This window comes from Methylocystis sp., from assembly GCF_051061285.1.
In the GTDB taxonomy this organism is placed as follows: Bacteria; Pseudomonadota; Alphaproteobacteria; order Rhizobiales; family Beijerinckiaceae; genus Methylocystis.
This window is the reverse complement of record NZ_JBPFEA010000010.1, coordinates 33,811-47,647: the sequence shown is the minus strand read 5'-3', so window position 1 is coordinate 47,647 and position 13,837 is coordinate 33,811. Positions and strand designations below refer to the sequence as shown.

Genomic DNA, 13,837 nt, shown 5'->3' with positions numbered 1-13,837 from the left:
TGCGACACCCGCCTTCCAAAAGCGTGCGCGCGCCGAGATTGAAAGCAGATGTGGCCCTGGCGCCACAGTATCCTCGGCTTCATTGAACGCGCGCGAGGTCAACGATTCGCGTCTCGACGCGCTCGATGCCGCGAAAGACGTTGCGCGACAGTTTCGCCGCGACGTGAAGCTGTGCGCCGTCCCCCCTCAAGAGCGCTTCGCCCAGCGGCGAATGCAGGGCGCGAAAGGCGATGGCGTCAACCGTCGCGCCGTCGCGCGAACGCAAGCGGGCGCGCACATGATCGGCCCCAACCGTCTGAGCGAATGTGACCTGCTGCTCAGGCAGAGCAAACAGGGGTTCGGGGTTGCCCTGCCCGAATGGCCCAGCCCGCTCCACCCGTCGCAGCAGTTCGAGACAGACACCGCGTCCGGCGACTGCCGCGTCGACAACCAGCGCATCGTCGAGACGCGCGGCGTCGACGGACGCCCCCAGCGCCTCATCGAGAAAACCGCGAAAGTCGTCGATTTTGCCCCGCGCCAAAGTCACGCCGGCAGCCATCGCATGGCCGCCCCCCTTGATCGCCAAGCCCAGATCGACGGCGCGCCGCACCGCCGCTCCGAGGTCGACGCCACTTAAACTCCTACCAGAACCTGTTCCATATTCTCCTTTGAAAGCAATAACAAATGCTGGAGTATTAAAGCGATCCTTTAAGCGTGACGCGATCAGCCCGACAACGCCCGGATGCCAATCCTGGCCGTGCACGACGAGACATGACAGGCGATTGGATCTCGCCACTTGCGCTTCCGCCTCGGCCACCGCCTGCTCCAAAATCATCTTTTCGACGACCTGCCGTTCGCCATTCAGCCGGTCCAGCTCGAGGGCGATACGACGCGCTTCCGCGCCGTCGGCGAGGGTGAGAAGCCTTGCGCCGAGGCCAGCGTCGCCGATCCGACCGCCGGCGTTAATCCGCGGACCAAGCGCGAAGCCAAGATGATAGGCGCGAGGCGGCCCATCCAAACGGGCAGTGTCCATCAGCGCGGCGAGTCCCAGACGGGATCGCCCCGCCATCACCACCAGACCCTTGGCGACGAGCGCCCTGTTGAGCCGCGCCAGCGGGGAGACGTCGGCGACTGTCGCCAGCGCGACGAGATCGAGCGCGGCGAGAAGATCCGGCTCTGGTCGATCGTCGCTCCACCAGCCGCGCGCCCGCAGCGTCCTCGACAATCCGACGAGGGCAAGAAAAACGACCCCTGCGGCGCAGAGCGCATCCTGCCCCGAAAGATCATCGAGCCGGTTTGGGTTGACGACCAGCGCGTCTGGCAGGATCTCCGGCGCCTGATGATGGTCGAGGACGATCACGTCGAGGCCAAGCGCGCGCGCGACGGCGAACGCCTCGTGACTCGAGGTCCCGCAGTCGACGGTCGCCAGCAGAGTCGCGCCACGCGCCGCGAGATCGCGGATCGCCTCGACGTTCGGCCCATAGCCCTCGATGATCCGGTCGGGAATATGGAGCAAGGGCTCCGGCGCGCCGGCCGCGCGCCAAAAGTCGATGAGCAAAGCGGAGGAGCAGGCGCCGTCGACGTCATAGTCGCCAAAAACGGCGATCTGCTCGGACTTTTCAATCGCCTCGGCGAGCCGGTTCGTCGCGGCGTCCATGTCGCGCAGCGACGAGGGGTCCGGAAGGAGGTCGCGCAGCTTGGGATCGAGATAGCCAGCGGCGTCGGCGACCGTCACGCCGCGCCCGGCGATCACCCGCGCAAGGAAATCGTCGATGCCGTGCGCCTGGGTCAGCGCGAGCGCCTGCGCCTCGCCTCGAGCGTCGAGCCGCCCGCGCCAACGCCGGCCGAGCACGGAGCGCTCGACCCCAAGAAAGGCGGGAACCATCGAATCGGACATTGGCGCCTCAAATCGAATCGCTAAGCCTCGCCGGCAAGCGACCCAAGTTCTTCCGATCGCGTTGAGCGCGGGACTCTCCGAGTACTGCAAATCGTTCATCAATTCTAACGCCTTGGAAATTCACTTGACATCACTGTCCAATGGCAGCGTCATAATGCTGGTGGAAAATTTCCAATCCAATCCGTTTTGATGAGGCGAACGTTCGACTGAAGTTTGTAGATTTTTCGCGCACTTAAAGCCTTCGCGCCTACAGCTTCGTCGGATTGCATAAAAGGAATTGTGCGGAGAGCTTATGGAGACCAAGAAGCTCGCGACGGGCGCGGCCCCTCGCAAACTCAGCGACTATCTCACGCGAGCGCGCGACAAAGCGCCAGCGCACGCCGGTCATGGCGCGGGCGGCGCGCAGTCGGTGCGCGAGGACAATTATCGCGGCCACGAGATCGAAATCGTCACGACCTACAAGATCCTGGTCGACGGAAAGAAAATCCGCGCGCCGCTCGGCGTCGACGCCTCCGGCCAGGTTCATTGTCATTCATTGCCGAACTACCAGACCGCGTCGGCGGTCGACATGGTGCGGGCGCTGATCGACGGCTTTCCCGAGGAGTTCGAGCGAAAGCCGGCCCGGGCAAAGCGCCAGCCCCCAGCAAGCCGCAAGCGCCGGCCCGCTCCTGCTCGCAAAAGCAGGCCCGCCGCGAAGAAAGGTGCAAAACACGAGCATTGATTTTTCAGGCGAGCATTGATTTTCAGGAGAGAGACGATGGCCGTCGTCCGAAAAAATATTTCGCAAAACGCCGATGTACGGGATCAGTACATTCAAGGCGTCCAATTGCTAAAAAATGAGGCGTCGGGCCGAAAAACCAATGAATTCGGCATTCCAGGCGCGGTGCGCTCAGTCAGCACTTACGATCTTTTCGTCATCTGGCACGTCACCGCCATGATGCTCGAGACGCCGCCGGGCAATCCGGCGGGACGAAACTCGGCGCATCGAGGACCCGTCTTCGCGCCATGGCATCGCGTGATGCTGATGCTCTTCGAACAGAACCTGCAGCGCGTCCTGAACGATGCAAACTTCGGCCTTCCCTATTGGGACTGGGCCGAAGACGGCGACCTACCGCCGCAGCAGCAGAGCGCTGCGGCAATTTGGGGCGCTGACTGCATGGGCGGACAGGGCAATCCGGTGACCACCGGCCCCTTCGCCTTCAGCCAAAGCGATCCTTCCGCCTTCAGAGTACGCATCTCCACCAATATTTCTGGAGAGTTGCGATCGGTGAACCGTGGTCTCCGGCGCGCCTTTGGCGTCAGCGCCGGCGCGTTGCCGAGAACGGCGCATGTGACGAATGCGCTGGCGCTGTCGCCCTATGATTCGCCCGATTGGGACGCCGACGCGAACAGCTTCCGTAATCGTATCGAAGGCTGGATGAACGACGACGGCGTTTCTGCGACCTGGATGCACAATCTTGTCCACGTCTGGGTCGGCGGCGAGATGTTGCTCGGCTCCTCGCCCAACGATCCGGTTTTTTTTCTCAATCATTGCAACATCGATCGCCTCTGGGAGAGCTGGATGTCCCGAAACGGGCGCGTCTATGTTCCCGATATGGCGGCGGGCGCGGATCTCAAGGGTCACCGCATCGACGATCCGATCAGCTCGCCGCTCGGTCGCAGCGCGACTCCGCGCGAGACGCTCGACGTGAGCGAAATTTATGAATATGACGCGCTCGCCTGAGCGCCCAAGCTTATTGATTTTCAATTGAATTCGGATCGGCGATGGCGCTCAAATCCACTCATATCATTTTCGTGCATGATTTCTTCGGCTGGGGGCCTCAAGAGTTCGGACTGCCCTATTGGGGCGACGCGCTCGATGAGGTCGGCGAACCCTTCGCGGTTCACGAAGCGAAGGTAGGTCCGGTCAGCTCCTTCCATGATCGCGCCTGCGAGCTTTTCGCTCAGATTGCCGGCGGACGCGTGGACTATGGCGCCCGTCATAGCGATGAGGCCCGCCACGCCCGCTATTCGCGGGAATATACAGAGCCTTTCGCGCCCGAGTGGTCGGAGGAAAACCCGGTGATCCTCGTCGGCCATGGCGCCGGCGCCCAGACCGCGATGCAGTTGCAGGCGCTGCTCGCCAGCGATTTCTGGGAGCGCGGAACCAACGCCGGCTGGGTGGAAGGGGTGATCAGCGTCGCCGGCGCCATCAACGGCTCGTTGCTGCCCTACGGCTTCGGCTGCGACCGTGAAGACGGACGGCTCAAGCGCAGGCCGAGCCGGTTCATTGCGGAATCATTCAATTTTCTCGGAATGGCCGCCGGCGTGCCGAGCGCCATGCGCAAGCCCTTCGATCTCCATCTCGACCAATGGACCGATGGCGAAGCCGACGCGACAGCGGCGATGGCGTGTCTGGACGCTGGCGCCTTCGTTGTCGGCGAGGACAATCTCGCCTACGACATGACGCTGCAGGGCTGCCGCAAGGCCAACGCCCGGTTCAGATCGCATCCGGGCACCTATTATCTGTCGCTGGTGACCAACGCCACGCATGTTCGCGCATCTGGCTTTTTCAGCAAGACCTGGCGGCCCGACCCGACGATCCATCCCATTCTCTGGCAGCCGGCGCTCTACCAGGCGCGCGAGGCCAACTTCGCCAAGGCGCCGATCGTCGGTTGGGGCGGCGGCGACCTTTCGCTGCCGCAGTGGCGGCCCAATGATGGCGCGGTGAGCGTCATCTCGCAAAGATATCCCTTCACGGCGCGGGAAGAGCCGGTGGGAGGCGAAGGCGTCTTCAAACGCCAAAGGCTCAAGCCGGGGCGCTGGTATTACGAATATCTCGACAAGGCCATCGGACAGCGGTTCGACCATTTCGACGCGGTCGTCGGCGCCCGGCTCAAGCCGTGGGTTCCGGGGCTGCGCGACGCGCATCGGGAGATCTATCTGAGGCTCGGCGAGACCTTGCGCAGCCTCTAGCCTTGTCTGAAGAGCGGCTAATGCAAGCCGCCAAAGCCTGCCGACCGAAGCGCATCCATGACGCCGTTGAAGATCAACGACACGCCCATCGCCGAGACGAAGAAGCCGACGATCCTGGTCGCCGCGTCAATCCCCAGCGGCCCCAGCGTTGTGGTCAACCGCGTCGCGAAGGCGAGGCAGGCGTAAGTGACGGCCAAGGCGAGAAAGATCGCGCCGAGAATGACGCCGAACGCCAACGCCTCATGGGACGAGTGCTCCACGGTGGCCATCATCCCGAGCACGGTGGCGATCGGGCCGGGGCCGATCATGAGCGGCATCGCAAGCGGCATGAAGGCGACATTGCCCGTCGATCGGGCAAACGCCGGCGTTCCGTCGCCGTCCGACGAGGGTAAAAAAAGCTCAAAGCCGATCTTCATCAGCACGATCCCGCCGGCGATGCGCACCATGCTGAGCGAGACGCCGAAGATTTTTAAGATCACCGCGCCAAAGAACAGGAAGAAGAGGATCAGCAGCAGCGCATAAAGACAGGCCATGAAGGCCACGCGACCGCGCTCCTGGTTGCTCTTATCGCGCTGGAGCAGAAGGAAGACCGGGAGCACCTCAAAAGGATTGATGACCGCCAGCAGCGTCGTGAACGTCGAGAAAAAGAGCGTCAACTCGGTTCTGAAAACTCCGGCGCCGATGTCTGAGACGAGACTGCTGTTCATAAGGCCTTCTCATTGGCGTTGCGCTGCGCCAACATGCGTGGCGGGTATGGCGGCAGCGGCGTGGCGGCGCGACCTTATTGCGGCGGGCGCCGCCGCTCAAGCGCCGCGCTGGAGGATCGCGCTGATTTTGTCTGCATTCGCTTCGACTTGTGTCTCACGATGGAATTGACCCATGACCGACGCGATTCAGCTCACCCATGCCTCTGGCGACGGCGCGGAGATCCTGGCTTTCGGCGCGGAGCTTTCGAGCTGGCGCGCGCGCGGCGTCGACATGATCTGGGCGAAGAACCCTGAGGTCTGGGACCAGACCGCGCCCGTGCTGTTTCCCGTCGTCGGCTGGACTCGCGACGGCCGCGTGCGCGTCGACGGCGAGACCTATCCGCTTGCTCTGCATGGCTTCGCCTGGAAAAAGCGCTTCGACGTCGCCGAGCGGCGCGACGACTATTTGCGGCTCGCGCTCGTCGACGACGCCGAGACCCGCGCGCTCTATCCCTTCGCCTTCCGGTTCGAAGTGGAGTTCCAGCTTCGCGCCGGGGCGCTCGAAAATAATCTCATCGTCTCAAACGCCGACTCGCGGCCCCTGCCCTACGCCTGCGGCTTGCATCCCGCCTTTCGCTGGCCGCTCGCCGGCTCTTCCTCGCCGCATGCGATCATATTCGAGAAGGCCGAGCGTGCTGAAGTTCCCATCATCGGACCGGGCGGGCTTTTCTCGAAACCCATCCGTAAAACGCCGCTTGTCGGCCGGCGACTGCCGCTCGAACCAGAAATGTTCACGCGCGACGCGCTGTGCTTTCTCAATCTTGCGAGCCGCAGCCTGGTGTTTGACAATGGCGAAGGCGCGCGTCTTTCGATCACGCTCGATGATTTTCCCCACGTCGGATTTTGGACGCTGCCGCCCGCCCCTTATCTGTGCATCGAGCCATGGACGGGCCATGGCGATCCGGAGGACTTTTACGGCGATCTCTATGAAAAGCCCTCGATGCGCATTCTGGCGCCGGGCGCGCAGGCGCGGCATGGCGCGATTTTCGCCTTTGAGCGGGAGCCGCCGGTCGGCTAGGAACGAACCGCCACTCGCCAGGAATCATAAATGACCGTCGCCTCCAGCGTCATCGAAGCCATCGGGCGCACGCCGCTCATTGAATTGCACGGCGCCTCGAAGGCGACCGGCTGCCGCATTCTCGGCAAGGCCGAATTCATGAACCCGGGCGGCTCCGTCAAGGACCGCGCCGCGCTGTCCATCGTCGAAGATGCGCGCGCGAAAGGATTGCTGAAGCCGGGAGGAGTCATCGTCGAAGGCACCGCCGGCAACACCGGCATCGGGCTCGCGCTCGTCGCCAACGCGCTCGGCTTTCGCACGGTGATCGTCATCCCCGACACCCAGAGCCAAGAAAAGAAGGACATGCTGCGCCTGCAGGGCGCGCAGCTCGTGGAAGTGCCGGCGGTTCCCTACGCCAACCCCAATAATTATGTGAAGCTTTCCGGCCGCCTCGCCGAGCGCCTCGCCAGGGAAGAGCCGAACGGCGCCGTCTGGGCCAACCAGTTCGACAATGTCGCCAACCGCGTCGCCCATCTCACCACCACCGGGCCCGAGATCTACGAAGCGCTGGAGGGCGCGGTGGACGCCTTCATTTGCGCCTGCGGCACCGGCGGCACGCTCGCCGGCGTCGGCATGGCGCTCAAGGAGAGAAATCCGGATGTGAAGATCGGGCTGGCCGATCCGTACGGGGCGGCGCTTTATTCCTATTATACGACCGGCGAGTTGAAGGCCGAGGGCGCATCCATCACCGAGGGGATCGGCCAGGGTCGGATCACCGCCAATCTCGAAGGCGCGCCGGTCGACGTCGCCTACCGCATCCCCGATGACGAGGCGCTGCGCATCGTCTTCGATCTCGCTGAGCAGGAAGGCCTGTTGCTGGGCGGCTCTTCGGGAATCAACATCGCGGGCGCCATCAGGCTGGCGCGCGATATGGGACCCGGCAATACGATTGTGACCGTGCTGTGCGACGGCGGCGCAAGATACGCCTCAAAGCTCTTCAACGCCGACTTCCTGCGCAGCCAAAACCTGCCGACGCCGCCCTGGCTCGAAGGCGCCGTCGCGATGGATCCGGGCTTCGTTTAGCCCTCGATCGGTTCCGCGGGCGCGGGCGACGCTGCGGCCTCGGCTTCGCGCTGCGGAACGAAATTCTCGCGACGCACGAAGAGCACCTTTCGCAGCTCCGCCTCCCCGACCAGCTTGGCGAATTCGCGGAAGCCAAAGAACGGGATCAGCGCGGCGAAGGTGACCAGTCCAACCGACAGGAGCGTGCGTAGATTGTCGAGATCCACGGGGTCGTGGTCCGCATGGGCCGGCCAAAAATGCTCCAGCAGCGCCTGTTCGACAATATCCATGCCGATGAGCAGCAGACCGAACAGCAGCGACTTGGCCAGGATCGGCACGATCAGCGGCTTTTTGTCGAAAATGCGCCAGATTCCAAATTTGTTGGCGACAAACAGCACCTTCGCGAACGCAAGCGCCTTGGCGGCGGCGAAGCCCTGATGCTGCACGATATGCGCTTGCGACAAAACAACCGATTTGTGCACGCCAAGCACGGCGAGCAGGAACCACACGTAGAGGAACACCGGGTAAAAGGCCCTGGCTTCCTCTTTCACCTTGCTCGTCAATCCCTTTTTTGTCCGCTCGCTCATGTCCCATCCTGCGCCGGTCTCTTCAGCCTTGGCTGCGCGTCAATTTAGCCGCGCGATTCGTCCTTGGCTATCGCATCGGCGCGCGCCAGATCCTCCGGTCGGTTGACGTTGAAGAAAGGGTCGTAAGGCTCTATCGGCCAATCGACGATCACATTCGCGTACCGCCCGATGAAGGCCGACACTCTGCGCTCGTCTTCCGCAACGAGCGCGCGCCGTAAATCCTCGCGCAGCGCGACCGGCCACAGCGCCACGGCGTGATGGGTTCGCCCGTTCGAGGCGGCGACGGCGATCGTCGCGCCTGCGCGCGATCGGGCGGCTTCTAGCCGCGAGAGGAGATCGGCGGGCAGGAACGGGGTGTCGCCCGGCGCGCTCAGCACATGCGCCGCGCCTTTCGCCGCGCCAAACTCCATGCCGGCGAGAACGCCGGCGAGCGGGCCCGCGAAACCTTCAACGCTGTCGCAGATGACGGGCGATCCGAAAGCGGAAAAGCGTGCCGGGTCGCCGTTGGCGTTGATCGCGAGACGCCCGCATTGCGGCTTCAGGCGGTCGATCACATGCTGAAGGATCGGCCGGCCGGCGATCTCGACGAGCGGCTTGTCGCCCCCGCCCATGCGCCGCGCCAACCCGCCGGCGAGGATGACGCCGATGCAGTCGTTCATGCGCTGTCCGGTTTGGCTTCAAAGAGGGGGGCCATTATGTTCGTTCATAATCCCGAGCGCCGCTCGCGCAAGGGGCAGACTTTCGAGGGCAGCACATGATCTCGCGTCGCCGACTCGCCGTTTCCGCCGTTCTTTTCGTTTCCGCGATCCTTTATTCGGCGGCGCCCGCCGGCGCCGCGGAACAGAGTTTTACGCCACAGGCCTTCGCCGCCGCGCAAACGGCCGGCAAGTCGATCATCGTGCATGTCTACGCGCCGTGGTGTCCGACCTGCCGCGCGCAGGAGCCGGCGGTGCAGCGCGTCGAAGCCGATCCGAAATATGCCGACGTCGCCATGTTCCGCGTCGATTTCGACAGCCAGAAGAGCGCTCTCCGCACGCTGAAGGCCAACCGGCAAAGCACGATCATCGTCTTCAAAGGCGATAAGGAAGTCGGCCGCTCTGTCGGGGTGACCGATCCGGGCGCAATTTCGGTGCTTCTCTCAAAGGCTCTGTAAATCGATGGATGCGAGCGCGCTTGGCGCCTTCGCCGTCGCCTTTGTCGCCGGCCTATTATCGATCTTATCGCCTTGCGTCCTGCCGCTTTTGCCTTTGGTGCTCGGCGCCGCGGCGGCGGAGCATCACTACGCGCCGGCGCTTCTGGCGCTGGGCGTCGCCCTGTCCTTCGTCGCCATCGGCCTTTTCATGGCGACGATCGGCTTCGCCGTCGGGCTCGACGGAGATTCGCTGCGGCTCGTCGCGGCGGCTTTGCTGATCGGGCTGGGCGTGATCCTGCTCGCGCCTGAGCTGCAGGCGCGCGTCGCCGCCGCCGGGGGCCCGATCAGCGACAGGTTGAACGCGGCCTTTGGCGACGGGGCTCGCGGCGGAATCTTCGGTCAGTTTGGCGTCGGTCTGCTGCTCGGCGCCGTCTGGAGCCCGTGCGTGGGTCCGACGCTCGGCGCCGCATCGGTGCTCGCGTCGCGCGGCGAAGACCTGAGCGCCGTCGCAGCGACAATGGCCGCGTTCGGTCTCGGCGCGGCTGCGCCGCTGATGTTGCTTGGAGCCCTGTCGCGGCAAGCGATGGCGCGTTGGCGGGGCCGGCTGCTGACCGTTGGACAACAGGCGAAGCAAGCGCTCGGCGCATCGCTCGTGCTGATTGGCGTGTTGATCGTGTCAGGCTACGACAAGACGTTGGAGACGGCGCTTGTCACGGCTTCGCCAGAATGGTTGACGCAGTTAACGACGCGTTTTTAGCGCTTCGCCAAATCAATACGGTCGAAGCTCGAGATGCTAACCTTGCCGGGTCAGCGCAAGACGCTCGATGCAAGCAAACCCAGGCAAAAGCAGACGCCGCTCTGGTATTGGCGGTTGCGCGGTCGGCGCGCCAAGTCTCCGAACGCCGCATATTCCTAAAATTTAGTTTATTTTCCATTGCTTATAGAGGCTACCCGTTTAGGCAATTCTTAAAGCGGCGCCTCTATAAAGACGCTACAACGTGGCTGTTTGAGTAGCGAGTGAGTGAGATGACCGAGACGCACCGTCCCCGTGTCAAATATGTCATCGGTCCCGATGGCAGTCCGCTGACCATTGCGGATCTACCCCCCGCTTCGACCAAACGCTGGGTGATACGGCGTAAAGCGGAAGTGGTGGCGGCGGTGCGCGGCGGCCTGCTCTCGCTCGACGAGGCCTGCAGTCGCTACACGCTGACCGTGGACGAATTCCTCAGCTGGCAGATGTCGATCGACCAGCACGGCCTCGCCGGACTGCGGACCACGCGCCTTCAGCAATATCGCATGTGAGCGCGGCGGCGACAGACGCCGAGACATTCGAAACGCCGGTCCGCGATGGCCGGCGTTTTTATTTTTGAGGCTGTTCCTCTATCCGGCGCCAGCGCTCGACGAGTTTCTTGCGTTCGAAGAGCGCGACAACGACGAGCGCGATCAGCAGCGGGACGATGAGATAGAAGAGTCGCCAGACGAGCAGCGCAGCCAGGACCTTCAGCCGCGGCACATCCGGCATGACATTGATGAACAGCAGCTCGAAGATGCCGAGCCCGCCCGGCGCATGGGACACCAAAGCCGCTGAAAAGGACAAGAGAAACGCGCCGAGCACGACGAGAAAGCCGGGATTGCCCTGCTCCGGCAGCGCGAAATAGATGATGCCGGCGGCGCCGACCAACTCCAAGGGAGCCGCGAAGAGCTGGCGAAGCATGATGCCGGGGCGCGGATAGAGAATTTCGAAACGCCCGAACAGCCGGATCGCGCGAAAATGCATGAGCGATCCGAGAATGTATAGAACGACGAAGGCCAGGCAGGACAAACCGACGACGAGCGCTGTGTTCGGGTTTGTAAGTATGTCCGGAAGGAAGCCCGACAGTCTTTGCATGAGCGCGGGGTCATAGGTCAGCAAAAGGCCGGCGAGCAGCACATTGCCGAAGCCGAACGTGTAGGAGCACAACACCACCAGCGTGGCGACCTGCGTCGCTGTCAGCCCCTTGGTGGAATAGGCGCGATATCGCACCATGGCGCCCGAGAAAACGCTTGCGCCAATGTTGTGCGACAAGGCGTAGGTCGTGAACGAACAGACCGAAATAAACAGCCAGTTGATGTGTTTGACGCCTAAGTGCAGCAGCGCGATGCGATCGTACCAGGCGAGCGCCGCATAGGCGACAAGCGTCGACAGCCCAGCGAGCAGATAGCGGTTTGTCGGAATGGCCTGGAGATTGGCCCAAACCTCGGCGCCGACCGACTCTCCTTTGAATTCGTGATAGAGGAGGAAGAATGAGGCGACGACCGCGACGAGGCCGACGGCCGGCCAAAAATATTCCAGCAGTTTTCTCATGCGGCCCGTCGCGTTAGATTTCACCGTCGATCATCGAACCGGCCGCAGCTGGCCGCACTCTCCCTCGCATGGAGGACCCGGCGCCCGCAAGCCCCGCTCCATGACCGCCTCGGTAATGAGCGCTTGCGGCGAATCAGTGGAGGGCGAAATGCAACTGCTATCGCGGATCAAGGGCTTAATCCTGGCCCCGCAGACCGAATGGGCAAAGATCTCGGAAGAGGAGACGTCCGTCTTCGATCTCTACCGCAATTATATTGCGATATTGGCGCTGCTTCCGCCGTTCGCGAGCTTCTTCGGCTCGTGGCTTTTCGGCTTTTCCTACGGCTCGCAAGGAATCATGCACCCGACGTTCGCGGCCGGGCTTTATCGCGCCTTCGTTCAGTATCTGCTGAGCCTGCCGGCGATTTTTATCGTCGCCTTCGTCATATCGGCCATTGCGCCGCATTTCGAAGGGAAGACCGACGATCGCCGCGCCCTGTTGCTGACCGCCTATTCCTACACGCCGGTCTGGCTCGCCTCGCTGTTTGGCCTGATTCCGGGTCTTCGATGGCTCGACGTGCTCGGCTTCTATGGAATTTATGTTTTCTCCGTCGGTCTGCCGCCCATGATGCGCGTGCCCAGAGAAAATCTCGACGTCTTCACCCTCGCGACGCTGTTTCTCGTCGTCGCGACCGTCGCGCTGCACGGCTGGCTGGTGCATCTCATCGCGCCGCAGCAGCTGATCTAGCGCCAACGCTCCGCGGCCGCTTCGTCCTCGGATGTCGCGCTGACCCAGTCGCCCGACGCGCCATCCGCGCGGCGCTCCTTTTTCCAGAAGGGCGCGCGGGTTTTAAGAAAATCCATCAGAAACGCCGCGGCGGCGAAAGCGTCAGCGCGGTGGCGCGCCGCCGCGAGCACGAGCACGATCTGTTCGCCTGGTCGGATGCGGCCGAAGCGGTGAATGACGGTCAATCCCTGCAAAGGCCATCGTTCGAGCGCTTCGTCGGCGACGCGACGGATCTCGGCCTCGGCCATTCCGGGATAATGCTCGAGCTCCAAAGCCTCGAGCGCGCCGTCCTCGTCCCTGCAGAGGCCCAGGAAGCTGACGAGCGCGCCGACGTCTCGCCGCCCGCCCGTCAGCAGCGCCTGCTCCCGCCCAAGATCGAAATCTTCCGCTTGCACGCGCACCGCCGGGGTCGGCCGCGGCGCCATCTCAGCCGCCCGTCATCGGCGGGAAGAAGGCGATCTCCCTTGCCGCGCCGATTGGCGCGTCAGGCGCCGCATGCGTCTTGTCGAGGGCCGCGCGGATCGTCGCCGGATTGGCGAAAGCGGCGGCATATCCCTCGTCCCGCGCGGACAGCCATTCGATCAGCTCACGGACCGTGACCACTTCACGCGGCGGCGCGATCTCCTCTTCCGCCAGACCGATGCGCTCGCGCACCCAAGCGAAATACAGCGCCTTCATGTCGCCTCGTCTTCTCCGAAATGGTTCCACGCCGACTGCAGGTAGTCGAACCCGGTATAAAGCGTCAGAATCGCCGCGGCCCACAAGAGCGCCGCGCCGATCTTGACCGTGCCGGAGAGAACGACTTCGCCGGCCGGTCCGGCGATCAGGAAGCCGAGCGCCACGAGCTGCGCCGCGGTTTTCCATTTGGCGATCGCGGAGACGGGCAAGCGCACCTTGAGCTCGGCCAAGTGTTCCCGCAAACCGGACACCAGGATTTCGCGACACAGAATGATGATCGCCGCCCAAATCGTCCAGCCGGCGACCGTTCGATCGGCGACAAGCGCCATCAGGGTCGTCGCGACGAGCAACTTGTCCGCGATGGGGTCCAGCATCCGCCCGAGCGGCGACTGCTGCTGCCAGATTCTGGCGAAATAGCCGTCGAGAAAGTCCGTCACCCCGGCGGCGATGAAAATGCCGAGCGCGGCCCAGCGCGCCCAGTGCTCCGTAAAGCCCAGGAGCAGCCCCGCCACCACCGGGACGGCGGCCATGCGGCCATAGGTCAGCAGATTAGGCAGCGCCAAGGCTTGAGACCGACGCTTGGCGGTGAGGGCCGTCTGGGACATACCGCAAGGGAATATGTCCCCCGTCCCCAATGTCAATAGAAAGGGCGTCGCCGTCCGGGGCGATCGGTGAAGGGCTGCCTCATCCTGAA

17 protein-coding genes are annotated in these 13,837 nt (G+C 63.5%); 9 read left to right on the top strand and 8 right to left on the bottom strand.

Annotated features, from left to right (window positions below; all coding sequences use genetic code 11):
• Nucleotides 1-79 precede the first annotated feature (79 nt).
• A complete protein-coding gene (gene recJ, locus ACR65T_RS02880; RefSeq protein WP_434495079.1) occupies nucleotides 80-1,876 on the bottom strand; it encodes a single-stranded-DNA-specific exonuclease RecJ in 1,797 nt (598 codons plus the stop codon).
• Between the two features lie 292 nt (nucleotides 1,877-2,168).
• On the opposite strand from recJ, the gene ACR65T_RS02875 reads away from it, so the two are divergent.
• Genes ACR65T_RS02875 through ACR65T_RS02865 form a run of 3 tightly spaced genes read left to right on the top strand, consistent with a single transcriptional unit; the run spans nucleotide 2,169 to nucleotide 4,831 of the window.
• Complete coding sequence (locus ACR65T_RS02875) at nucleotides 2,169-2,597, top strand: hypothetical protein (RefSeq protein ID WP_434495078.1); 429 nt, start codon at nucleotides 2,169-2,171, stop codon at nucleotides 2,595-2,597.
• 36 nt (nucleotides 2,598-2,633) lie between these two features.
• The gene (locus ACR65T_RS02870; RefSeq protein WP_434495077.1) at nucleotides 2,634-3,599 is read left to right on the top strand and encodes a tyrosinase family protein; all 966 of its coding nucleotides are present in this window, start codon (nucleotides 2,634-2,636) and stop codon (nucleotides 3,597-3,599) included.
• 41 nt (nucleotides 3,600-3,640) lie between these two features.
• Nucleotides 3,641-4,831, top strand: coding sequence for a lipase-like domain-containing protein (locus ACR65T_RS02865; protein ID WP_434495076.1), 1,191 nt, complete (start codon nucleotides 3,641-3,643; stop codon nucleotides 4,829-4,831).
• A gap of 17 nt (nucleotides 4,832-4,848) precedes the next feature.
• Here ACR65T_RS02865 and ACR65T_RS02860 read toward each other — a convergent pair whose 3' ends face one another.
• A complete protein-coding gene (locus ACR65T_RS02860; RefSeq protein ID WP_434495075.1) occupies nucleotides 4,849-5,538 on the bottom strand; it encodes a MarC family protein in 690 nt (229 codons plus the stop codon).
• Between the two features lie 172 nt (nucleotides 5,539-5,710).
• Here ACR65T_RS02860 and ACR65T_RS02855 point away from each other — a divergent pair, with 172 nt between their 5' ends.
• Nucleotides 5,711-6,595: an aldose 1-epimerase family protein gene (locus ACR65T_RS02855; RefSeq protein ID WP_434495074.1), complete on the top strand. Its 885-nt coding sequence runs from the start codon at nucleotides 5,711-5,713 to the stop codon at nucleotides 6,593-6,595.
• A gap of 30 nt (nucleotides 6,596-6,625) precedes the next feature.
• A complete protein-coding gene (locus ACR65T_RS02850) occupies nucleotides 6,626-7,657 on the top strand; it encodes a cysteine synthase A (protein ID WP_434495073.1) in 1,032 nt (343 codons plus the stop codon).
• On the opposite strand, the gene ACR65T_RS02845 is transcribed toward ACR65T_RS02850, so the two are convergent.
• Together ACR65T_RS02845 and mobA are read right to left on the bottom strand one after the other, a co-directional pair.
• Nucleotides 7,654-8,223 carry a hypothetical protein gene (locus tag ACR65T_RS02845; protein ID WP_434495072.1) on the bottom strand — a complete coding sequence of 190 codons (570 nt, stop codon included), beginning with the start codon at nucleotides 8,221-8,223 and terminating at the stop codon, nucleotides 7,654-7,656. The genes ACR65T_RS02850 and ACR65T_RS02845 overlap by 4 nt on opposite strands.
• A 44-nt stretch (nucleotides 8,224-8,267) precedes the next feature.
• Entirely contained in the window at nucleotides 8,268-8,882 is a 615-nt protein-coding gene (gene mobA, locus ACR65T_RS02840; RefSeq protein WP_434495071.1) for a molybdenum cofactor guanylyltransferase MobA, read from the bottom strand.
• Between the two features lie 95 nt (nucleotides 8,883-8,977).
• On the opposite strand from mobA, the gene ACR65T_RS02835 reads away from it, so the two are divergent.
• The 3 genes from ACR65T_RS02835 (at nucleotide 8,978) to ACR65T_RS02825 (ending at nucleotide 10,657) form a co-directional block, all read left to right on the top strand.
• The gene (locus ACR65T_RS02835; RefSeq protein WP_434495070.1) at nucleotides 8,978-9,376 is read left to right on the top strand and encodes a thioredoxin family protein; all 399 of its coding nucleotides are present in this window, start codon (nucleotides 8,978-8,980) and stop codon (nucleotides 9,374-9,376) included.
• Nucleotides 9,377-9,380: 4 nt separating this feature from the next.
• Entirely contained in the window at nucleotides 9,381-10,112 is a 732-nt protein-coding gene (locus tag ACR65T_RS02830; protein WP_434495069.1) for a cytochrome c biogenesis CcdA family protein, read from the top strand.
• Between the two features lie 269 nt (nucleotides 10,113-10,381).
• Complete coding sequence (locus tag ACR65T_RS02825) at nucleotides 10,382-10,657, top strand: DUF1153 domain-containing protein (protein WP_014889772.1); 276 nt, start codon at nucleotides 10,382-10,384, stop codon at nucleotides 10,655-10,657.
• 58 nt (nucleotides 10,658-10,715) lie between these two features.
• On the opposite strand, the gene ACR65T_RS02820 is transcribed toward ACR65T_RS02825, so the two are convergent.
• Nucleotides 10,716-11,699: a lysylphosphatidylglycerol synthase transmembrane domain-containing protein gene (locus ACR65T_RS02820; protein WP_434495068.1), complete on the bottom strand. Its 984-nt coding sequence runs from the start codon at nucleotides 11,697-11,699 to the stop codon at nucleotides 10,716-10,718.
• A gap of 148 nt (nucleotides 11,700-11,847) precedes the next feature.
• Here ACR65T_RS02820 and ACR65T_RS02815 point away from each other — a divergent pair, with 148 nt between their 5' ends.
• Complete coding sequence (locus ACR65T_RS02815; RefSeq protein WP_434495067.1) at nucleotides 11,848-12,426, top strand: Yip1 family protein; 579 nt, start codon at nucleotides 11,848-11,850, stop codon at nucleotides 12,424-12,426.
• On the opposite strand, the gene ACR65T_RS02810 is transcribed toward ACR65T_RS02815, so the two are convergent.
• The 3 genes from ACR65T_RS02810 to pgsA are packed head-to-tail and all read right to left on the bottom strand — an operon-like array spanning nucleotide 12,423 to nucleotide 13,748.
• Nucleotides 12,423-12,890: a molybdenum cofactor biosynthesis protein MoaE gene (locus ACR65T_RS02810; RefSeq protein ID WP_434495066.1), complete on the bottom strand. Its 468-nt coding sequence runs from the start codon at nucleotides 12,888-12,890 to the stop codon at nucleotides 12,423-12,425. The genes ACR65T_RS02815 and ACR65T_RS02810 overlap by 4 nt on opposite strands.
• 1 nt (nucleotide 12,891) lies before the next feature.
• Nucleotides 12,892-13,143 carry a molybdopterin converting factor subunit 1 gene (gene moaD, locus ACR65T_RS02805; RefSeq protein ID WP_014889776.1) on the bottom strand — a complete coding sequence of 84 codons (252 nt, stop codon included), beginning with the start codon at nucleotides 13,141-13,143 and terminating at the stop codon, nucleotides 12,892-12,894.
• Nucleotides 13,140-13,748: a CDP-diacylglycerol--glycerol-3-phosphate 3-phosphatidyltransferase gene (gene pgsA, locus ACR65T_RS02800; protein ID WP_014889777.1), complete on the bottom strand. Its 609-nt coding sequence runs from the start codon at nucleotides 13,746-13,748 to the stop codon at nucleotides 13,140-13,142. The genes moaD and pgsA overlap by 4 nt, the downstream gene beginning before the upstream one ends.
• Nucleotides 13,749-13,837: the final 89 nt, after the last annotated feature.